This window comes from Aeromonas sp. R5-1, assembly GCF_040908265.1.
GTDB lineage: Bacteria > Pseudomonadota > Gammaproteobacteria > Enterobacterales > Aeromonadaceae > Aeromonas > Aeromonas caviae.
Map to the genome: position 1 here is coordinate 23,675 of NZ_JBFODJ010000104.1, position 20,568 is coordinate 44,242.

Below are 20,568 nucleotides of genomic sequence, written 5' to 3' on the forward strand. Positions count from 1 at the left end.
TCTTGTGATGGGGCCTGCCAATGCAGCCAGAGGCGTGAAAACGATACTTTTACGAATTATTTCAGGTGCCTACACTTCTTCCATTGCATCGTGCAGCCCGGCTCGGCAAGATAAGCCCGCTTTTTCAGTCTTTCCCGCAGGAACAGGTCACCCATGAATCATGCCATCCGCTTTACCCCGCACCGCCACAATCCCGGGATCAGGCCGTCGGTCATCTTGCTCACCGCCCTCATGGCTCTGCTGTTCTGTCTGCGCAATCCGTTGTTCCACGGCATGGCCCCGGGATTTGATGCCTCCCTGTTTGCGGTGATGGGCAAGATGTGGAGCGAGGGGGGCGTACTCTATCGGGACATGATCGACATCAAGGGTCCCATGATCTTCGCCCTCGATGCACTGGGCTATGGCCTTGGTGGCTTCTTCGGGATCTGGCTGCTGGAGTGGGTGCTCTGCTGGCTGGGCCTCATGGCGAGCTGGCAGGCTTTTTCGCAGCTCGGGCTCTCGGTGCGGGCGCGACTTGGCAGCATGCTGGCCCTGCTGGCGCTCTACAGCACTCGCTACTACTACGGCAACATGACCGAGGACTGGACATTCCATCTGGCCCTCATCGCCCAGTGGGCTTTCATCACCTTGCTGCTGGACAAGCGATTCAGCTGGGGACCGGCCCTGGTCGCCGCACTCACCTTCGCCATCGTGGCCTGGATGCGCACCAACAACGGCGCCTTCTGGGGGGCCTGGTATCTGGTGCTCTTCTGTCACTGGTGCCTGCGCGAGCAGTGGCGCTGCGCCTTTGCCCTGCTCTTTTCCAGCCTGCTTGGACTGGCCCTCGTCGGCGGCCCGCTCTATGCCTACTTCCAGCACCACGACGTGCTGGCAGAGTTCAAATACTACGCCTTCGGCATCTTCTTTGAAGGGAGCTACGGCAACGGTTTCTCTCCTGAGGTAGGCGCCGTCGGTCTGCTGCGCACCGGCCTCATCATGCTGCTGCCCGCCTTCCTCGTCCTGATGCTCGGGCGCCGCCAGGAGTGGTATCTCCCCGCGCTGTGCGCCACCCTGCTGGGGGTGCTGTTCACCCTGATCGCCAACTCGGTCTCCGGCCATGTGTTCGATCACTATGACGTGCTCTATCTGCAGCTTGGCCTGCTGCCGCTCGCCTGCCTGCTGGACAGAAGCGAGCAGCGATCCGATGCCCTGGGGCTACTTTGCATCTCCCTGGTGGTGCTGACCGCCAGCTGGTTGCTGGCCCAGCAGCTCGGCTATGGCTGGAGCACCAAGGAGTGGTCTCTGGAGCGGGTGCGCGAGGTGCTCGGCAACAGCCTGCTGTGGGCCTTGCCCGTGCTCATTCTGGTCCCGCTCTGGCGCGCCTGGGACGTGCGAAGCGCCACCCCCTGGCTCGCCTCGCTGGCCATGCTGGCGCTGCTGGTCAACAACGCCTGGGAAGGCAATCTCAAGGGCAGGCCGTTCAATCCCCCCGCCCAGGTCAGGGTCGATCGTATCCTGGCCGAGACGGCGCCCACCGACAAGATCTGGGTCGATGGCATCCAGCCGCAATACTACCTCTGGACCGATCGCCAGCCGGCCTCCGCCTATCTGTTCTTTGCCAACGTCAACCCGCCCTACGATGTGCGCGAGCGGGTGCTGGCTGACATCCAGCGCCAACAACCCAAATTCATCATCGCCAAACCGGAGCGGGTGGCACAGGAGCTCAAGACTCCGACCTCCCCCTCCCACCTTGCCTTCTACCAGTATCTGGCAGCCCAGTATGAAGAGGTGGACCCGGGCCTGTACCGGCGCCGCTAATCAGGCACACAGAAGGGGCCATCCTGGTGGTGGCCCCTTTTCGTTGTCGTCATAAAGAGGGGGGCCGACCATGTTCAAGGGGCCCCATCCTGACTACAATGGCGCTCTTTTTTGCGGCAGAGGGAAGAATCATGGCGGAGCTGACTTATCTGGGGGGCTATCCGGAGCCACTCAAGGCTCAGGTACAGCAGTTGATTGCGGCGGGCAAACTCGGCGAGATGCTGGCCAAGCGCTACCCGCAAACCCACCTCGTCCAGAGCGACAAGGCGCTGCTCGCCTATACCATGGAGCTGAAGAACCGCTACCTGAAAAGCTCCGCGCCGCTTTCCAAGGTGATCTTCGACGGCAAGATCAACGTGATCAAGGATGCCCTGGGACTGCACACCTATGTCAGCCGGGTGCAGGGCAGCAAGCTCAAGGCCAAGAACGAGATCCGCATCGCCGCCCTGTTCAAGGAGGCCCATCCCGCCTTTCTCAAGATGATAGTGGTGCATGAGCTGGCCCACCTGAAGGAGAAGGATCACAACAAGGCTTTCTACCAGCTCTGCCAGCACATGGAACCGGACTATCATCAACTGGAGTTCGATCTCAGGCTCTGGCTCACCTGGCGTGATATCGAGCGTACCGCCCGCTGATCCCCTTGCAAGGAGGCAAGATGCGCCCATGGCACACACCTGTCCAGCCCGTTCGCCATGGGCACTGGTTGCTCCCGGGGCTGATGCTCTGGCTCTTCTCCCTGCCGCTGTCGGCCACCGAACGCTGGCAACGTGATGACTACCTTGTCCAGAGCTTCATGGAAATCGCCATGAAACGGGAGTATGGCCATGAACAACAGGAGCACTTCTCCCGCTGGCCGGGCCCCGTGCGTCTCAAGCTCGTCAACGAATTCGGCGACAAGCCGCTACAGGCCGAGGTCGTCAAGGTACAGACCCGTCACCTGAGCAGGATCACCGGTCACCCCATCGAGATTGTCAGCGACAACCCCAATCTCACCCTCATCATGACCCGGCACAAACAGATGGCGAGCTGGGCTGCACGCACCATGCGCCAGGACGAGTCGGTGCGCATCGCCCTCAAGGAGGGGATCTGCCTGGCCAATTTCGCCACCAACGCTCGCTACGAGATCACCCGTGCCACCATCATCATTCCGGTGGATTACAGCCGGGCAAAGGGCCGTTTTCTGGATTGCGTGGTGGAAGAGCTGAGCCAGGTGATGGGGCTGCCCAACGACTCGGACAAGGTGTTCCCCTCCATCTTCAATGACAGCAGCATCGACAGCTTTCTGACCGGGCTCGATTACGTGTTGCTCAAGCTTGCCTACCACCCGGCATTGCAACCGGGCATGACGGCGGACGAGGTACGCACGGCGCTCCCCACCGCCCTCAAGGCACTGCGTGCCAATGGCGACATCGCACAGGCCACCCAACGAGTGCAAGTCGACAGCCTCAAGCGTTGGGCGGGACTCTGAGCGCAGCCAGAAACATTACTCTTTCGCCTTTCGCCTTTCGCCTTTCGCCTTTCGCCTTCATGGTCATGCGCTTACCCCATCAACGCAACACGCAGCCCATGGCTGCGTGTTTTGAAGAGCGGTTCGGCAAAGCCGGTACAGGGATCATCACCCGACTGGAGGTTCCTCCTCGCGCCCTGGTGGATCACGACGATGTTTGCCGCTGAGAGCTTATCTTCAGGCCTCCAGAGCCTCTTCTTCCGGCATCCAGCTATCGGCGTTTTCCCACACCTCCTGCACCATGGCTTCGGCCAGCTCCTTGTCTTCCTTGCTGGCGCGACTGACCGTCAGAGCCATGGCACTACCCGGTGCCACCCGCACATGCAGATCGGGAAAGCGCTCACCCAGTTGCTTGAGCAGCTCCTGGCGCAAGGCCTCCATGGTCGAGGTGGGGATCTGGTGTTTTCTGTCGATGATGATTTCCAGGCGCATAAGGTACGTCTCCATGATAGTTTACTGTATTTTTATACAGTATTTTTAAAAAGTAAAGATGGTGGCTGCACATAGGCCCTCACCGCTCACACCTTCTCGCTGACGATGTGCAGCCGAACGGCCCCGATTTTCCCCCATCGCTGTCATCATGGAAAAAACAGTTGATATTGATTCTCATCCATCGCATTATCCATCTCTTGTTATAACATAACAAAAGAGGCAATCATGCGCCCCCATATTCACCCTGAATACCGCAAGGTTCTGTTCCGCGATCTCGCCAGCAATACCTACTTTCTGATCGGCTCCACGCTGGCCACCGATCGCACCAGAGAGTGGGAAGATGGCAACACCTACCCCTATGTGACGCTGGATGTCTCCAGCGCGTCCCACCCCTTCTATACCGGCAAACAGAAGCAGGTCGGCAAGGAAGGTCAGGTCGCTCGCTTCGGCCAGCGATTCGGTCAGTTCTTCAGCAAAGGAAAAGAGAAACAATGAAAGTCCTCGCCTCCCTGAAATCCGCCAAGTCGCGTCACCCGGACTGCCAGATCGTGCGTCGGCGCGGCAAGTTGTTCGTCATCTGCAAGAGCAATCCCAGGTTCAAGGCTCGTCAGGGCTGATTGCGCATCCGCCCCTCATGGATAACAAAAGCCCTCGTCATGAGGGCTTTGTCATCTCTGGGCTCTGCTCACAGCGGGGTGGCGCACTTGCGGTACTCGGTGGGGCTGACCCCTACCCGCTTTCGGAACACCCGCGAGAAGTAGAGCTGATCGTCATAGCCCACCTGCTGGCCTATGGTGGCGACCGACAGCGGCGTGGTCTGCAGCAGCAGCTTGGCCCGCATGATGCGCTGATCCTCGCGCCAGCGCACTATGCTCACCCCCACCTGCTCGCGAAACAGGTGCGCGAGGCGCGAGGGAGACAAGAATACCTGCTCCGCCAGCGCTTCCACCGAGATCTCGGCCGAGAGGGACTCGCTCAGGATCTGGCACGCCTCGTGGACCCGGTGATCGATGGCGGGATAGGCATTCTGGGACGATGCCTCGTAGCAGCGGATGAGCAACCGCTCCAAGAGGTTCATGGCCAGTTGCTCCGACATGGGCCGCAGCTGCTTGTGGGTCTCCTCGATGTCGAGGAAGAGGGCGTCGAATTCGGTGAGCAGCTGGTTGTCCGCCAGTTGCAGTCGCCCCACCTGCTCCGTCACCTGGGGCCACTTGAGCCAGTCAGTCCAATAGGCCCGCGGCCGGAAATAGACCCAGCGGTGATACCACTCCCGGGCATCCGGCGCCCGGCCGTAATGGTGCACCGCCGCTGGTGGAAAGAGCAGCAGGTCGCCGGGTTCCACGGTGAAGGCCTTGTCCCCCTGAAAGATCTGCCCCTTGCCCTTGATGGTCAGATTGACGATGAACCCCTTCATGCCGTGGGGCCTGTCGATGGTGAAATCCAGCGCGCTCCCCTGCTCGATGGGAGTCATCCCCGAGACCAGGAAGACGTCGAAGGCGTAGCCAGGCAGCAGGGGATTGAGTTGTTTCGGCTTCTCTTTTTGCATCGAGGACATGGCGGAAAACAGGGTTTCGGTAAAAAAGTCGACATGGGCCATTGTAGAGATCCGGCGTAGGAACCCCCTATGTTCGCAAGCTGTTCGTTGTGAAATTGTTGAACTGGCTCACAGCTTGCCGGGGAAAACACCGGGCCGGCGCGAGGCCGGCCCGGTGACGAGGAAAGACATCGCTCAGATACGGGCTTTGCGCACCTGCTTGTAGCGGTCGAACAGCACGGCGGCGAGCAGGATGAGGCCACGCACCACGTACTGGGCAAACGGGGAGATGTTGAGCAGGTTCATGGCGTTCTCCATCAGCCCCAGGATCAGCACCCCGGCGATGATATAGGATATCTTGCCGATCCCCCCCTTCATGGAGACCCCACCCAGCACGCAGGCGGAGATCACCACCAGCTCGAAGCCGATGGAGGTCATGGGCTGACCCGAGGTCATGCGGGATGCGAGGATGATGCCGGCGAGCGAGGCGATGAGCCCGGTCATGGTGAAGATGATGATCTTGGTGCGCACCACGTTGACCCCGGCCAGACGCGCCGCCTCCTCGTTGCCCCCCATGGCCAGGGTATTGCGCCCGAAGGTGGTCTTGTTGAGCAGCAGACCGAACAACACGAAGCAGACAGCCGTCAGCCAGATGGGCGTCGGGATGCCAAGCAGGGCGGAGTTGCCAAGCTCGAAGAAGCCCTCCTCCACGATGCCCACCGCCTTGCCGTCGGAGATGATGTAGCCCACCCCGCGCGCCATCTGCATGGTGGCAAGGGTGGTGATGAGGGCGTTGATCTTGAATTTGGCCACGACGATGCCGTTGATGAGGCCAAAGACAAGGCCCACCGAGAGACCGGCCAGAATGCCGAGGGGGATGCTCTCGGTGGCGTTGATGCCCACCGCGCAGGCAACCCCGGAGCAGGCCACCACGGAGCCCACCGACATGTCGAACTCGCCGGAGGCGAGGCAGAACAGCATGCCGCAGGCCACCATGCCCGACATGGAGACGGCAAGCCCGAGCCCCCGCATGTTGATCAGGCTGGCGAAGTTGGGGACCAGCACGCAGGCGAGCAGGAACAGGATGGCGAAGATCACCAGCATGCCGTACTGATCCCAGATGCGGGTCAGTTGCAGGCGGGTACCGCTCGCCGCGGTGTCGTTGGCGGCTTGGCCGACCGAGGTCGTTGTTGTCATGGTATTTCTCCTGAAAATTCCGGGTGCTATCTCGTTGCGGTCAGCAGATCAACGGGCCGGCATGGCCAGATTGAGCGCCTTGACCTCGTTGGCCTCGTCGTGGGAAAGCTCGCCGGCGATCTCCCCCTCCCGCATGACCAGGATCCGATCCGCGATGCCCAGCACCTCCGGCAGCTCGCTCGAGACCACCACCACGGCGATGCCCACCTTGGCCAGATCGTAAATCACGTTGTAAATCTCGTTCTTTGCCCCGACGTCGATGCCTCGGGTCGGCTCGTCGAGCAGGATCACTTTCATGTCTTCCGACAGCCAGCGTCCCAGAATGGCCTTCTGCTGGTTGCCGCCGGAGAGGTTCATGATGGCCTGCTGGGGAGACGGGGTCTTGACCCGCATGTCGCGGATCCGCAGCCTCGCGTTCTCGTCCTCCCACTTCTGGTTGATCCAGAAGCCTCCCCACGCGTGGTGGCGGCGGGCGCTGATGTTGATGTTCTCCTGCACCGAATGGATGGGGATGATGCCGAGCGCCTTCCTGTCTTCGGTGCAGAGCATGATGCCGCTGCGAATGGCATCGATGGGGCTCTGAATGACCACCTGTTTGCCAAACACCGATATCTCGCCCCCCCGAGGTGTCTCGGCGCCGAAGATAAGCTTCATCAGCTCGCTGCGCCCGGCCCCCACCAGCCCGAAGATGCCGAGGATCTCCCCTCTCTTTACCTCGAGCGACACCGGCGCCTTGAGGCCGGGTCCCATCAGGTGCTCCACCTTGAGGCCCGCCTCGCCAAGCGGCCTTGGGCTGTAACCATAGATGTCGGTCAGTTCGCGCCCCACCATGGTCTTCACCAGCAGATCCCGGTCCACCTCGGCCATGGAAGCGAAGGTGCGCACGAACTGGCCATCCTTGAACACCGTGATGGCATCGCACAGGGCGAAGATCTCGTCCATGCGGTGGGAGACGTAGAGAATGACCTTGCCCTCGTCCCGCAACTGGCGGATGACCCGAAACAGCTGCTCAATCTCGCGGGACGAGAGGCTGCTGGTCGGCTCGTCGAAGGCGATGACGCTGGCGTCCCGGGTCAGGGCCTTGGCGATCTCCACCATCTGCCACTGACCCAGGGACAGGTACTTGAGCGGCGTCTCGGGGGAGACATCCATCCCGAGGCGTGCCAGCTGCCTGGCTGCATCCTGATAGAGCTTCTCCCGATCGATGACGCCGCGCCGGGTCGGCAACTGCCCCAGGTAGATGTTCTCCGCCACGCTCATTTCAGGGACCAGGTGCAGCTCCTGATAGATGATGGCGATCCCGCTCTCAAGGGCATCGACCGTGTTTTGGAACACTTTCTCCTGACCCGCCAGCTTCACCACCCCGCGGGTGGGCGCCTGAAAACCGCTCAGGATCTTGAGCAGGGTGGACTTGCCGGCCCCGTTCTCTCCCATCAGCGCGTGTACCGTGCCCTGCTGGCAGGCGAAGGAGACGTTCTGCAGCGCCTTGACGCCGGGAAACTCCTTGCTGATGCCGCAAAACTCCAGATATGGAACTTGATTCATGAGATGACTCCAGCCAGCCGGCACGGCGCACTCCGCCATGCCGGCATGGGTATCAAGGGATGGGGATCACAGCCCTTTCTTTTGCAGCTCGGCCTTGAAGTTGTCGCGGGTGATGAGTACCACGTCGGTCACCTCGGTGAACTTGGCAGGCTCGGCGCCGTTGACGACCCAGTCATGGAGCATCTGGATGCTCTTGTAGCCGTGTACGTCCGGGCTGGGCAGCAGGGAGCCGAGGAAGCCGGTGGCGCTGGACTTGGAGAGCTCGTTCACCGCATCCACCCCGTTGATACCGATGCCGATGACGTTCTCCGCCTTGAAGCCCTGCCCTTCGGTAGCGCGCACGCCGCCGAGCACGGTGTTGTCATTCATGCCGACGATGAGCCAGTTCTTGACCTCGGGGTGTTGCACCAGCATGGAGTTGGCGGCATCCAGCGCCCCCGGAATGTCGTTGCTCTTGGTGGGCGCGCGGAAGATCTGGCCCTCGGGGAAACCGGCGGCCTTGAGCGCGCCCAGGGAGCCCTCGACCCGGCGACGGGCGGTGTCGAGCTCGTCGGCGGTGATGGCGAGCACCCCGGTCGCCTTTACGTCCCACTGGCGCTTTTGCATCTCCTTGTAGAGCTCCTGACCCTGACGCTCGCCAATCTTGGTGGCGGCCATCATCACCAGGGGCACTTGCTCCATGGGCTGGCCCTTGGCGTTGACGAACTGGTCATCCACCGTGATGACCTTCAGATCCATGCTGTTGGCCTTGGCCATGATGGCGGCACCGAGTTTGGGATCAGGGGTACAGATGACGAAGCCCTTGGCGCCATTCGCCGCCAGACTGTCGATGGCATTGAGGGTCTTCTCCCCGTCGGGGACGGCTATCTTGATCACCTCGAAGCCCAGTTCCTTGCCCGCCTTGTCGGCGAAGTTCCACTCGGTCTGGAACCAGGGCTCCTCGGGCTGCTTGACCAGGTAGCCCAGCTTCAGCGCTTCGGCCGAGAAAGCAGAATTTGCCATACCAAGGGCGAACCCCATCGCGATCATGCCTTTAACGATTTTGTTCATGCGAATGTCTCCAACGGTTCTATCAATCCATGTATCCACGCAGTGCTGCTCGTTGAGTCAATCAAGTCGCAGCCATATAAAAACATGCTTAAACAGGACGTTATTGTTGTTGCTGATTGAGCGAACCAAGTTGTAATCGTTTTCACAATTAAAAATGGAGAGCAGGATCACGCCATGAGATTGCAGCCATTTCGTCTATATAATTAGCAATTTCGTCACATATTGAATTTTAGAGAGCCGTCACCCTGTCGCACTGACAGCGTTAAAATCCATATTTCCAGCAGCCAATGGCTAACCGCCCCTCCTGCCCATCTCCTATGGTTCCCCCCAGTCACCCCTCATTGATGGTCAGGAGCACTTATGTCTGAGCACATCGTCATCGGACTCGATTTCGGCAGCGACTCGGTCAGGGCACTCGCCGTGCGCTGCCAGGACGGCGCCGAGCTGACGACCCATGTCGTCTATTACCCGCGCTGGCAGGCAGGCCACTACTGCCAACCGGTCAACAACCAGTTCCGCCACCACCCCCTCGACTATCTGGAGTCCATGGAGCAGGCAGTGGTGGCGGTGGTGAGCCAGCTCACGCCGAGTCAGCGCACCGCCGTGCGCGGCATCGGGGTGGACAGCACCGGCTCCACCCCCGCCCCCATCGACAGAGAGGGGCGCGTGCTGGCCCTGCGTCCGGAGTTTGCCGACAACCCCAACGCCATGTTCGTGCTGTGGAAGGATCACACCGCCATCGAGGAGGCGGAGGCCATCACCGCCCTGTGCCACGGCGGCCAGTTCCCCGACTACAGCCGCTACATCGGCGGCATTTACTCCTCCGAGTGGTTCTGGGCCAAGATCCTGCACGTCTCCCGCGCCGATGCCGCCGTGCGCGCCGCCGCCTGCAACTGGGTCGAGCTGTGTGACTGGGTCCCCGCCGTCCTGAGCGGCACCCAGGCCCCGGCCACCCTCAAGCGCGGGCGCTGTGCCGCCGGCCACAAGTCCCTCTGGCACCCGAGCTGGGGCGGCCTGCCGCCCGCCGACTTCCTCAATGCCCTGGATCCCCTGCTGACGGAGGATCTCGACTTCCCCCTCTTTACCGGCAGCTGGACCGCCGATCTCCCGGTCGGCACTCTGACCCCGGAGTGGGCGGAGCGGCTACACCTCTCCTGCGAGGTGGTGATCGCCGGCGGCGCCTTTGACTGCCACATGGGGGCGGTGGGAGCCGGGGCCGGCAACAATGCGCTGGTGAAGGTGATAGGCACCTCCACCTGCGACATCCTGATCGCAGATGAGGCCACCATAGGTGATCGGGCCATTGCCGGGATCTGCGGCCAGGTAGACGGCAGCGTGGTGCCGGGCATGGTGGGGCTGGAGGCAGGACAGTCCGCGTTCGGTGACATCTATGCCTGGTATCAGCGCCAGCTCGGCTGGCCCCTGGACAGCCTCGCCGCCCAGTATCCGGAGCTTCGCACCGCCATCGAGCGCCACAAGCAGGCCCTGTTACCCAGCCTCGCCGCCGCCTGGGATCAGCAGCGCGACCTGGCGCACCTGCCGGTGGTGCTCGACTGGTTCAACGGCCGGCGCACCCCCTATGCCAACCAGCGCCTGCAGGGCACCCTCACGGGGATCAACCTCGGCACCGATGCCCCCGATCTCTTCGGTGCCCTGGTGGCCTCCACCGCCTTCGGTGCCCGCAGCATCATGGAGTGCATGACCAGTCAGCAGGTGCCGGTGGAGCAGGTGATCGCCCTTGGCGGCATCGCCCGCAAGTCCACCACCGTGATGCAGACCTGCGCCGACGTGATGAACAGGCCTATCCAGGTGGTGGCCTCGGATCAGTGCTGCGCCCTGGGGGCGGCCATCTTTGCCGCCGTGGCGGCCGGGATCCACGCCGATGTGGCCAAGGCCCAGCACCACATGGCGAGCGCCGTGGAGCGCACCCACCAGCCACACCCCGAGCGGGTCGCCGAGTATGAACGCCTCTACCAGCGCTACCTCGCCTGGGGCGCCGCCGCCGAACCGCTCTACAACCGGGGGGTGCCGGCATGAACCTCAAGACCCTCAAGGATCAGGTGCTCGCCGCCAATCTGGATCTGCCGCGCCATGGCCTGGTGACCTTCACCTGGGGCAACGTGAGCGGCATCGACCGAGAGCGCAATCTGGTGGTGATAAAGCCAAGCGGCGTCAGCTATGAGCGGATGCGGGTCGAGGACATGGTGGTGCTGGATCTGGCGGGCAAGCAGGTGGAGGGCGCCTTGCGCCCCTCCTCCGACACCGCCACCCACCTGGTGCTCTATCGCGCCTATCCGGAGCTTGGCGGCGTGGTGCACACCCACTCCACCCATGCCACCGCCTGGGCCCAGGCGGGGCACCCCATCCCCATTTTCGGCACCACCCAGGCCGACTACTTCCACGGCGAGATCCCCTGCTCCCGCCTGCTCACCCCGGGCGAAGTGGAGGAGGACTACGAGGGGCTGACCGGTCATCTCATCGTCGAAACCCTCAAGCAGACCCCCATCCTCACCATGCCGGGGGTACTGGTGGCCAACCACGGCCCCTTCAGCTGGGGCAAGAGCGCCGAGGATGCAGTACACAACGCCGTGGTGCTGGAAGAGGTGGCCCGCATGGCCTGGCTCACCGGCCAGATCAACCCGGGGGCCCGCCCCCTGCCCGATTACCTGCTGGAGAAGCACTACCAGCGCAAGCATGGCAAACACGCCTATTACGGCCAGACAAAAGCCTAAAAGAGGACAAACTCATGGAATTGATGAAACAGCTGGAAGTGTGGTTCCTGGTCGGCAGCCAGCACCTGTATGGCGCCACCACATTGAAGCAGGTGGCCGATCACGCCCACACCATCGCCAGCCAGCTCAACGAGGGGGCGAACCTGCCCCTCAAGATAGTGCTCAAACCCACCAGTACCACCCTCGATGAAATCAGCGCGGTGGCCCGGGATGCCAACCACGACCAGCGCTGCGCCGGGCTCATGGTGTGGATGCACACCTTCTCCCCCGCCAAGATGTGGATCCCGGCGCTGAGCCAGTTGCAAAAGCCCCTGCTGCAGTTCCACACCCAGTTCAACCGGGATCTCCCCTGGAGCGAGATCGACATGGACTTCATGAACCTGAACCAGACCGCCCACGGCGGGCGCGAGTTCGGCTTCATGGGGGCCCGCCTGCGGCTGCCCCGCACCGTGGTGGTGGGTCACTGGCAGGATGAAGAGGCCAGACAGAAGATTGGCAACTGGATGCGCATCGCCGCCGCCATCCACGACAGCCGCCACCTCAAGATTGCCCGTTTTGGCGACAACATGCGCAACGTGGCGGTCACCGAGGGCGACAAGATTGAGGCCCAGATCCAGTTCGGCTATCAGGTGAACTACCACCCGGTCGGCGACCTGGTGAAGGTGATCGACGCCGTGCCCGACAGCGACATCGAGGCGCTGCTGGCCGAATATGAGGCGACCTACACCCTGACCGAGGCGGTGCAGGCGGGCGGGGTGCTGCGTGCATCCCTGTATGAGGCGGCGCGCCAGGAGCTGGGGATGAAGAAGTTCCTCACCGACGGCGGCTTTGGCGCTTTCACCACCACCTTCGAAGATCTCTATGGTCTGCACCAGCTGCCGGGCCTCGCCTGCCAGCGCCTGATGGAGCAAGGCTTCGGTTTTGGGGCAGAAGGGGACTGGAAGACCGCGGCCCTCTTGCGCACCCTGAAAGTAATGGGTGCAGGCCTGCCGGGGGGTGCCTCCTTCATGGAGGACTACACCTACCATCTGGAAGCGGGCAACAACCTGGTGCTGGGGGCCCACATGCTGGAGGTCTGCCCCTCCATCGCCGCAGGCAAACCCGTGCTGGACGCCCAGCATTTAGGCATAGGCAAGAAGGCCGATCCGGCCCGCCTGCTGTTCGCGGCCCCGGCGGGCAAGGCGGTCAACGCCAGCCTGATCGATCTGGGCAACCGCTTCCGTCTGGTGGTCAATCAGCTGGAAGTGGTGGACCTGCCAGAGGCCATGCCGAAACTCCCGGTGGCCAGCGCCCTGTGGAAACCCCTGCCGGACCTGCAGACCAGTGCCGAGGCCTGGATCCTCGCGGGCGCCGCACACCACTCGGTGTTCACCCAGTCGGTGGATATCGAGCAGCTGCGCACCTTCGCCGACATCATGGGCATCGAGTTTGTGGTCATCGACGAGCACACCCGCATCCCCGCGCTCAAGGAGCAACTGCGCTGGAACGAGGTCTACTACAAGATCTGCCAGTGACCCTTTAATCGGCCAGCGGCCATCACCATGACAACAGCCCCGCCCGCGGGGCTGTTTCATTTCGCGTCCCCTCAGGGATGACCCTCCCCCTCCAGCAGCCAGTGACAGACTCGCTGCACCCCGTGGCGCTGGCTGTCGGGCCGGGCGAGCAGGGCGTATTCGTGATCCGTCTCCAGCACGGGAGCAAAGGGGGCGACCAGGGCGCCGCTCTCCAGCTCCTCGGCCACTATGGTGGGATCCCCGAGAGAGAGGCCAAACCCCTGCAGCGCAGCATTCATCGCCAAGTCCAGGGTATCGAACAGCTGCCCCCCCTGGGGCTGCCAGGGGATGTCGAGGAAGGCGGCAAACCAGTTGCGCCAGTCCCGCCTATCGGCGCTGGCATGGATGAGGGGCAGCAGGGGCAGCTCGTTCAGGTCGCGCTCGCACAGACGATGCTTGGCAGCAAACGCCGGGGCGCAGACCGGGGTCAGCCGTTCCCGAAACAGGGGCTGGCTGTGGGGATAGCGCCCCAGGCAGGGCTGGTAGACGATGGCGAGATCGAAGGGCTCCCGGGAGAAGTCGATGCCATGGCTGTGGCTGCCACGCACCTCCACCGCCTCCCCCTCGAACGCCTGCAACCGCCGCAGCAGCCAGCGGCTGGCGCAGGAGGGCACCTTGATGCTGATCGCCTGCTCGTGGGGCAGGGCCTGCAAGGCGCTGAGCCCCTCCCCCATGCGAGCCAGCCCTTCACGAACGAAAGGCAGCAGCCGCTCGGCGGCCGGGGTCAAGGTGAGGCAACGGGTGCCGCGCACGAACAGCAGGTGGCCCAGGCGCGCCTCCAACTGGGCGATCTGCTTGCTCACCGCCCCCTGGCTCACGCACAGCTCGTCGGCGGCCAGGGTGAAACTCAGATGGCGGGCAGAACACTCGAAGACCTGCAGGCCATAGAGAGGCAACTGAGTACGCGACTGGGTGGACAACATGACAAGCCTCCATGCTTGAGAAAAACTCATGCATACCATGCCGAATAATCCGTTGTCCGGCAAGCCTTGGGGGGGCTAAAAAGGGACCTCTTTCACACACGCAGGTGACGGCCCCATGTCCATCCCCCAGGTTTCCAGCAAACTGCCCCAGGTGGGCACCACCATCTTCACCGTGATCGGGGATCTGGCCGCTCGCCACCCCAGCATCAACCTCTCCCAGGGGGCGCCGAGCTTCCCCTGCGATCCCGAGCTCATCCGGGTGACCCACGAGGCCATGCTGGCCGGTGAAAACCAGTACGCCCCCATGACGGGGCTGCCTGCCCTGCGCGAACAACTGGCGGCCAAGATTGCAGCCAGCTACGGCCATCACTATGACGCGGGCGAGGAGATCACCATCACCGCCAGCGCCAGCGAAGCCCTGTTCTGCGCCATCACCGCCCTGGTTCACCCCGGCGACGAGGTGATCATGTTCGAGCCGGCGTTTGACAGCTACCGCCCCATGATCCAGTTGCAGGGAGCCACCCCTGTGGTGATCGCCCTCAAGGCGCCGGATTTCGCCATTCCCTGGGACGAGGTGGCCGCCCGCATCACCCCCCGTACCCGCATGATAGTGCTCAACACCCCCCACAACCCCACCGGCACCGTCTGGCAGGCAGGGGATCAGGAGCGCCTCGCCCGCCTGGTGCGCGGCACCGACATCCTGATCCTCTCGGACGAGGTGTACGAGCACGTGGTGTTCGACGGCGCCCTGCACCAGAGCGTCATCCGCTATCCGGAGCTGGTGGAGCGCTCCGTCGCCGTCTTCTCCTTCGGCAAGACCTTCCACGTCACCGGCTGGCGGGTGGGCTACTGCGTGGCGCCCCGTCCCCTGATGGAGGAGATCCGCAAGGTGCACCAGTTCGCCATGTTCGCCGCCGACACCCCCATGCAGTACGGCTTCGCCCACCTGTTGCAGCAACCGGCCCACTATCAGGGGCTGGCAGCCTTCTACCAGCGCAAGCGTGACCTGCTCGCCTCGGCCCTGGTGGATTCGCGCCTGACCCTGCTCCCCTCGGCGGGCAGCTTCTTCATGCTGGCAAGCTACGAGCGGGTAAGCGACGAGCCGGACAGCCTGTTCGTGCAGCGGCTCATCCGCGATCACGGGGTCGCCACCATTCCGGTCTCCGCCTTCTATCACGACGGCACGGATCAAAGAGTCATCCGTCTCTCCTTCTCCAAGGATGACGACACCCTGCTGGCGGGCGCCGAGCGCCTGTGCGCCGTCTAGGGGGCACCATGGATTCACTGCGCGTTGCCGTCCTCCAGATGGTCTCCGGGGATGACCTTGACCACAACCTGGCCCAGGCCGAAGCCCTGCTGCGCCAGGCGGCGGCCGAGGGGGCCGAGCTGGCCCTGCTGCCCGAATATTTCTACCTGATGCCGGTCGATGAGCGGGCGCGAGTGGCCCTGGCCGCCCCCGTTGACGATCACCCCCTGCTTGCCTGGGTACAGGGGCTGGCCCGGGAGCTCGGCGTCTGGATCCTGGCCGGCACATTGCCGCTTGCCAGCCACGAGCCCAGCAAGATGCACAACAGCAGCCTGCTCATCGACCCCCAAGGGCAGCTCGCAAGCCGCTACGACAAGCTGCACCTGTTTGGCTTTTGCACCGGGCAGGAGCAGTATGACGAGGCCGCGACCATGACCCCGGGCCGGGAGGTGGTGAGCCATCCCCTGCCCTGGGGCGTGCTGCGCCTCGGGATCTGCTACGACCTGCGCTTCCCGGAGCTGTTTCGCCTGGGGCCCGCCCCCGATTTCATCGCCCTGCCCGCGGCCTTCACCCACACCACCGGGCTCGCGCACTGGGCGCTGCTGCTGCGGGCCCGTGCGGTAGAGAACCTGGCCTTCGTGTTTGCCAGTGCCCAGGGGGGACACCACCCCGGTGGGCGGCGCACCTTCGGCCACAGCATGATCATCGATCCCTGGGGCCGGATACTGGCCCAGGTAGAGGAGGGTCAGGGCATGGCCATCGCCACCCTGGATCTGGCAGCACAGCGCACGGTGCGCAGCCAGTTGCCGGCCCTCACCCATCGCAAGATAGCCGTCGGCCCTTGAGGCCGGCACCCTTTAGCACGCTAGGAATGACACCACACTTCAAGGGACTGACCATGAAACTCAACACACTGATGATGCTGATGGCCCTGGCCACCGCCGGCCAGGCCGCCGCTAAACCCCTGGTGATCGCCACCGATGCCACCTATCCCCCCTTCGAGATGGTCGACAGCAACGGCCAGCTCGGCGGCTTCGAGGTCGATCTGGCCTATGCCCTGTGCGCAGCCATGAAGACCGAGTGCGAGGTGATCAACCAGCCCTGGGATGCCCTGCTGCCCGGCCTGCAGGTGCGCAAGTACGACGCCATCATGTCCTCCATGAACATCACGGACGAGCGGCGCCAGAAAGTGGACTTCAGCCAGGTCTACTACATGATGCAGAACCGCTTCGTGGGGCGCAGCGACAAGGCGGCCGACTTTGCAGACGATCCGGCCCACTTCAAGGGCAAGGTGATAGCGGTGCAGGAGGGCACCCCCCAGGACAACTTCATCACCGCCCGCTACGGTGAGGTGGCCAAGATCAAGCGCTACGTCAACGCCCAGTCCCCCATGCTGGATCTGCAGTCCAGCCGCGCCGACTACACCTTCGGCAACATGGTGCAGTTGAAGGTCGGCTTCCTCGACAAGGAGATGGGCAAGCAGTTCGCCTTCGTCGGTCCCCAGTACAACGGCACCCAGGACAAGATCCTGGGAGAAGGGGTGGCGGTGGCCCTGCGCAAGAACGATGACAAGCTCAAGAGCCGGTTCGATGCCGCCATCGACAGCGTCAAGGCCGACGGCACCTTCGACACCCTGCTCAAGAAGTACCAGCTCGAAGACCTGCTCTGATCCCGGCATGCTGGCCCCTTGAGCAGTTGCAAGGGGCCAAGGCAACAGGGCGGCCACTGGCCGCCCTGCTCCGTTTTACCCGGCCTCTCACCGTTATTTGGCAAGGCCAAGGTGCCCGGCAATCTGCTGGTACAGGGATTGGTAGTTGTCGTCGAAGTGGTGGGATCCCGGCAGGGTCACCGTCGTCACGTTCGGCTGCTGCAGGCGCGGGCAGAGTTTGACCGGGGAGTCATCCGCCGCCCCCTGCACGCAGAGCAGCGGCAGACGCTGGATGCGTTTCACCTCCGGCAGGGTGGGATAGCTGCCCCCCTTGCCGTGCACCACCAGGTCGCTGACGTGGATCTCGAAGTCCGACGCCGTCGAGGGCGACAGCATCACGGCACCCGCCAGGCTGTCACGATAAGCCGGCGGCAGGCGATTGATGACGAAGGGCACTATCTCGGCACCAAAGGAGAAGCCCACCAGCAGCCAGCGCTGGCGTCCCCAGCGGGACTGGTACTCGGTGAGGATGCGCACCAGATCCGCCGTCGCCTGATCCGGCGTCTTCTTCTTCCAGTAATAGGAGAGCGAGCTCCAGCCCACCACCGGCATGCCGTGGGCCTGCAACTGGGCGCTGAGCCCCTTGTCCAGCGCCGCCCAGCCGCCATCCCCGCTCATGAAGACCACCATGGGGGAAGACGAGGCTTGCGCCACCGGCAACTCCACCAGCCCCAGATCCGCGCCGACCCGCCCCGGCTGGGCGGCCACTGCCGGCAAGGTGAACGAAGAGACGAGACAGCAAATCAACAGCAACAACATGGCTCTCATGGGCCAACTCCTATTTCTTCATGAGCCCGAAGGGGCCGCGACTGATGAGGGAGACGAGGTGGGTCAAGGTGCGGGGCAGCACCAGATGGCCGGTACAGAGCAGGTAGCGGGGCTCCCACCTTGGGCCGAACTTCTCCTTGTAACGCCGCAATCCCTGGAAGTTGTAGAAACGGCTGCCCCGGGTGAACAGGGTGTTACCAAGGCGGGCCCAGTAACCACCGAGGGGGTTGTCGTTGAACCCCGACATGGGGGCCATCCCCAGGTTGAAGCTGGCATAGCCCTCCTGCTTGCCCCACAGCAGCAGCTCAACGAACAGGAAGTCCATGACGGGGGCCGCCCCCGTGTCCAGGCTGTAGCGCATCAGATCGATGGAGAGGCTCTCCTTGTTGTCGCTGGTCCAGAGGTTGGCAAACCCGACGATAAGCCCCTCGCGCCGCACCAGCGCCATCGGGTTGAGGATGAGGTAGGCGGGATCGAAACTGCCAACGGAGAAGCCCTTCTCCCTGCCCTGCTTGCTGTGCAGCCAGCTGTCGGAGATCCCCTTCAACTCGGGCAGCAGGGGGGGCAATCTCCCAGGGAGCCACCACCTCGAAGCGCAGCCCTTCCCGCTTGCCCTTGGCGTGGCTCTGGCGCAGGTTGCGCAGGCGGCTGCCGGCGAGATCGAAGCCGTGCAGATCCACGATGGCCTCCTCCCCGAGCTTGAAGGGGATGAGCCCGAGATCCAGATAGACAGGGAGATAGCGGGCCGACACCTGGTAGAAGACCGGGCTGACGTTGTGCTCGTCACAGCGCTCGCGAAACTGCCAGAGCAGCTCCTCCACCAGGGAGGGCTGGCCGACGGGATCCCCCATCACAATCCAGCTGCTGCCCTCTGCCCCGTACATGAGGAAGGCCTCGCCGCTGGGGTGGAACAGCAGGGACTTGTCCCCAAGCTGGGCCAGGTAGCCGTGGCCTCCCCCTGCCCGCATCACCAGCCCATGGGCACGGGAGAGCACCTCGGCATCCGGCTTGCCGGCGGCGAGACGCAAGGGGGCCAGCAGATGGGCCACCCCGACCACCGCCAGCACGCCGATGACGCTCCCCAGGGCGCGCAGGGCGCGGGAGGCCGCCCCGGGCCCGTGGGCCGACACGTGCAGCCAGAGGGAGGGGTCGTACTCCACATGCCGATAGGAGAAGAGCAGCAACCACAAGGCCCCCAGCAGCACGGCCCCCACCGACATCAGCCAGGCCGGGGTGAACCGGGCGTGGAGCAGGGAGCCCTTGCGATAAAAGAGCGGGCGGCAGGGGGTGATGACGAGCAAGAAGCCCCCGAGCAGCAGGGCGGACTCCCAGTCAAATCCCTTGAACAGGGAGAACAGCATGCCAAGCCCCAGCAGCCACTGGGTGATCCTGAATGCCCCGTCATCGCGGCGATAAAGGCTGTGGGCCAGCAACAGCAGCAGCACGCCGCTGACGCTGCCCAGCACATGGGAGAGCTCCAGCAGGTGCAGGGGCAGCACCTGCAGGAAGGCTTCAATCCGCCCCCTCATGGTCGGGATCATCCCGGAGCAGAGCAGCAGGGTGCCCGCCGCGAAGGTGCCCATGCTCACCAGGGCAGGCACGAACTCCCGGGTCGCCATCATCACCCCCTGCAACCGGTGCAGGCGGGCCCGCTGTTGCAGCAGCTCCTGACCTGCGAACAGCAGCAGGGCACAGAGGAAGGGCAGGAAGTAGTAGACGCAGCGGTAGATCAGCAGGGAGGCGAGCAGCTTGTCCACCGGCAGATAGTGGGTGAGCAGCAGACTCATGCTCGCCTCGAAGACCCCGATGCCCCCCGGCACATGGGCCAGCACCCCGAGCAGGCTGGAGAGCACGAAGGCACTGAGCAGCACCGGATAGGGCACGCTGCCCGATGGCAGCAGCACATAGAGCACGGCGGCGGCGGCCATCCAGTCGAGCAGGGCGATGAGCAGTTGCAGCAGGCGGTACTTGATGCGCGGCAGGAACAGCGGGTGTCCGCGCCAGACCAGGGCCGCCCCTGGCCACACCAGATAAGCCAGCACCGTCAGCAGGGCCAGGGCCCCCGCCAGTTGCAGCAGACCGGTCACCCAGCGGGGCCAGTGTGCCAGCAGGGCAGCCCCCTGCCCCAGCAGCAGGGCGCTGCCCCCCCAGCCCAGCAGGCCGAGGAAGAAGGTGATGGAGCAAAAGAGGATCACCCTGGCCACCTCCCCGGTGCCAAGCCCCAGGGAGGAGTAGAGCCGGTAGCGTACCGAGGAGCCGGTGAGCAGCGCAAAGCCCAGGGTGTTGGAGAAGGTGTAGGCGATGAAGGAGGTCATCCCCACCTGCTGCCAGGGCAGGCTTTTGTCCAGCACCTTCAGGGCCAGCAGATCGTAGCAGCAGAGGCAGCCATAGCTGAGCAGGGTGAGCAGCAGGGCGCCCCCCAACTGCGGCAAGGGTTGTGACCAGATGGCCTGGCGGATGTCGTGCCAGTGCCACAGGTGGGTCAAATGATAGAGGACGGTCAAGGCCGCCCCCAGCAGCAGCAGGCTGCACAGGGGGCCTATCCAGATCAACAGCTGACGCCGCATTCAAGATTC

Annotated in this window: 19 protein-coding genes and 1 pseudogene; 11 read left to right on the forward strand and 9 right to left on the reverse strand. The window is 63.6% G+C overall.

Features of this window, described 5'->3' with window-relative positions; genetic code table 11:
* Nucleotides 1–153: 153 nt before the first annotated feature.
* From AB5Y64_RS14445 to AB5Y64_RS14455, 3 genes are all read left to right on the forward strand, one after another.
* Nucleotides 154–1,797: a hypothetical protein gene (locus tag AB5Y64_RS14445; protein ID WP_045524716.1), complete on the forward strand. Its 1,644-nt coding sequence runs from the start codon at nucleotides 154–156 to the stop codon at nucleotides 1,795–1,797.
* A gap of 131 nt (nucleotides 1,798–1,928) precedes the next feature.
* Nucleotides 1,929–2,432 carry a M48 family metallopeptidase gene (locus tag AB5Y64_RS14450; RefSeq protein WP_010674483.1) on the forward strand — a complete coding sequence of 168 codons (504 nt, stop codon included), beginning with the start codon at nucleotides 1,929–1,931 and terminating at the stop codon, nucleotides 2,430–2,432.
* 20 nt (nucleotides 2,433–2,452) lie between these two features.
* A complete protein-coding gene (locus AB5Y64_RS14455; protein WP_041201585.1) occupies nucleotides 2,453–3,265 on the forward strand; it encodes a DUF2927 domain-containing protein in 813 nt (270 codons plus the stop codon).
* A 216-nt stretch (nucleotides 3,266–3,481) separates the two neighbouring features.
* On the opposite strand, the gene AB5Y64_RS14460 is transcribed toward AB5Y64_RS14455, so the two are convergent.
* Entirely contained in the window at nucleotides 3,482–3,736 is a 255-nt protein-coding gene (locus AB5Y64_RS14460; RefSeq protein ID WP_010674481.1) for a DinI family protein, read from the reverse strand.
* 225 nt (nucleotides 3,737–3,961) lie between these two features.
* Between AB5Y64_RS14460 and AB5Y64_RS14465 the strand changes: the two genes are divergently transcribed.
* Together AB5Y64_RS14465 and ykgO are read left to right on the forward strand one after the other, a co-directional pair.
* Complete coding sequence (locus AB5Y64_RS14465) at nucleotides 3,962–4,231, forward strand: type B 50S ribosomal protein L31 (protein WP_010674480.1); 270 nt, start codon at nucleotides 3,962–3,964, stop codon at nucleotides 4,229–4,231.
* Nucleotides 4,228–4,353 carry a type B 50S ribosomal protein L36 gene (gene ykgO, locus AB5Y64_RS14470; RefSeq protein WP_010674479.1) on the forward strand — a complete coding sequence of 42 codons (126 nt, stop codon included), beginning with the start codon at nucleotides 4,228–4,230 and terminating at the stop codon, nucleotides 4,351–4,353. Before AB5Y64_RS14465 ends, ykgO begins: the two co-directional genes overlap by 4 nt.
* Nucleotides 4,354–4,421: 68 nt before the next feature.
* Here the strand turns inward: ykgO and araC are convergent, their stop codons facing one another.
* From araC to AB5Y64_RS14490, 4 genes are all read right to left on the reverse strand, one after another.
* Nucleotides 4,422–5,333 (reverse strand): arabinose operon transcriptional regulator AraC, encoded by a 912-nt coding sequence (araC, locus tag AB5Y64_RS14475; RefSeq protein WP_010674478.1) that lies wholly within the window; start codon nucleotides 5,331–5,333, stop codon nucleotides 4,422–4,424.
* A 132-nt stretch (nucleotides 5,334–5,465) separates the two neighbouring features.
* Nucleotides 5,466–6,467, reverse strand: coding sequence for an L-arabinose ABC transporter permease AraH (gene araH, locus AB5Y64_RS14480; protein ID WP_010674477.1), 1,002 nt, complete (start codon nucleotides 6,465–6,467; stop codon nucleotides 5,466–5,468).
* 48 nt (nucleotides 6,468–6,515) lie between these two features.
* Nucleotides 6,516–8,012, reverse strand: a complete 1,497-nt coding sequence (araG, locus tag AB5Y64_RS14485; RefSeq protein WP_010674476.1) for an L-arabinose ABC transporter ATP-binding protein AraG — start codon at nucleotides 8,010–8,012, stop codon at nucleotides 6,516–6,518.
* 66 nt (nucleotides 8,013–8,078) lie between these two features.
* Nucleotides 8,079–9,062 carry an arabinose ABC transporter substrate-binding protein gene (locus tag AB5Y64_RS14490; protein WP_010674475.1) on the reverse strand — a complete coding sequence of 328 codons (984 nt, stop codon included), beginning with the start codon at nucleotides 9,060–9,062 and terminating at the stop codon, nucleotides 8,079–8,081.
* A 360-nt stretch (nucleotides 9,063–9,422) separates the two neighbouring features.
* On the opposite strand from AB5Y64_RS14490, the gene AB5Y64_RS14495 reads away from it, so the two are divergent.
* From AB5Y64_RS14495 to araA, 3 genes are read left to right on the forward strand one after another with little or no spacing between them, the layout of a single operon-like run.
* Nucleotides 9,423–11,099 carry a ribulokinase gene (locus AB5Y64_RS14495; RefSeq protein ID WP_368204037.1) on the forward strand — a complete coding sequence of 559 codons (1,677 nt, stop codon included), beginning with the start codon at nucleotides 9,423–9,425 and terminating at the stop codon, nucleotides 11,097–11,099.
* Entirely contained in the window at nucleotides 11,096–11,794 is a 699-nt protein-coding gene (locus AB5Y64_RS14500) for an L-ribulose-5-phosphate 4-epimerase (protein WP_368204038.1), read from the forward strand. Before AB5Y64_RS14495 ends, AB5Y64_RS14500 begins: the two co-directional genes overlap by 4 nt.
* Before the next feature lie 14 nt (nucleotides 11,795–11,808).
* The gene (gene araA / locus AB5Y64_RS14505) at nucleotides 11,809–13,308 is read left to right on the forward strand and encodes an L-arabinose isomerase (protein ID WP_368204039.1); all 1,500 of its coding nucleotides are present in this window, start codon (nucleotides 11,809–11,811) and stop codon (nucleotides 13,306–13,308) included.
* A 71-nt stretch (nucleotides 13,309–13,379) separates the two neighbouring features.
* Here the strand turns inward: araA and AB5Y64_RS14510 are convergent, their stop codons facing one another.
* Complete coding sequence (locus tag AB5Y64_RS14510; RefSeq protein WP_201890598.1) at nucleotides 13,380–14,270, reverse strand: LysR family transcriptional regulator; 891 nt, start codon at nucleotides 14,268–14,270, stop codon at nucleotides 13,380–13,382.
* Nucleotides 14,271–14,385: 115 nt separating this feature from the next.
* Here AB5Y64_RS14510 and AB5Y64_RS14515 point away from each other — a divergent pair, with 115 nt between their 5' ends.
* Genes AB5Y64_RS14515 through AB5Y64_RS14525 form a run of 3 tightly spaced genes read left to right on the forward strand, consistent with a single transcriptional unit; the run spans nucleotide 14,386 to nucleotide 17,185 of the window.
* On the forward strand, nucleotides 14,386–15,537 hold the full coding sequence (locus AB5Y64_RS14515) for a methionine aminotransferase (RefSeq protein WP_010674470.1): 1,152 nt from the start codon (nucleotides 14,386–14,388) through the stop codon (nucleotides 15,535–15,537).
* 8 nt (nucleotides 15,538–15,545) lie between these two features.
* Nucleotides 15,546–16,361 carry a carbon-nitrogen hydrolase family protein gene (locus tag AB5Y64_RS14520; RefSeq protein WP_161470012.1) on the forward strand — a complete coding sequence of 272 codons (816 nt, stop codon included), beginning with the start codon at nucleotides 15,546–15,548 and terminating at the stop codon, nucleotides 16,359–16,361.
* Between the two features lie 53 nt (nucleotides 16,362–16,414).
* Nucleotides 16,415–17,185 (forward strand): ABC transporter substrate-binding protein, encoded by a 771-nt coding sequence (locus tag AB5Y64_RS14525; protein ID WP_161470013.1) that lies wholly within the window; start codon nucleotides 16,415–16,417, stop codon nucleotides 17,183–17,185.
* 93 nt (nucleotides 17,186–17,278) lie between these two features.
* On the opposite strand, the gene AB5Y64_RS14530 is transcribed toward AB5Y64_RS14525, so the two are convergent.
* The 3 genes and pseudogenes from AB5Y64_RS14530 to AB5Y64_RS14540 form a co-directional block, all read right to left on the reverse strand.
* On the reverse strand, nucleotides 17,279–17,992 hold the full coding sequence (locus AB5Y64_RS14530; RefSeq protein ID WP_161470014.1) for an AcvB/VirJ family lysyl-phosphatidylglycerol hydrolase: 714 nt from the start codon (nucleotides 17,990–17,992) through the stop codon (nucleotides 17,279–17,281).
* A 10-nt stretch (nucleotides 17,993–18,002) separates the two neighbouring features.
* Nucleotides 18,003–18,560, reverse strand: coding sequence for a phosphatidylglycerol lysyltransferase domain-containing protein (locus AB5Y64_RS14535; protein WP_368204042.1), 558 nt, complete (start codon nucleotides 18,558–18,560; stop codon nucleotides 18,003–18,005).
* 58 nt (nucleotides 18,561–18,618) lie between these two features.
* A pseudogene (locus AB5Y64_RS14540) lies at nucleotides 18,619–20,559 on the reverse strand (phosphatidylglycerol lysyltransferase domain-containing protein); the annotation flags it as partial.
* Nucleotides 20,560–20,568 lie beyond the last annotated feature (9 nt).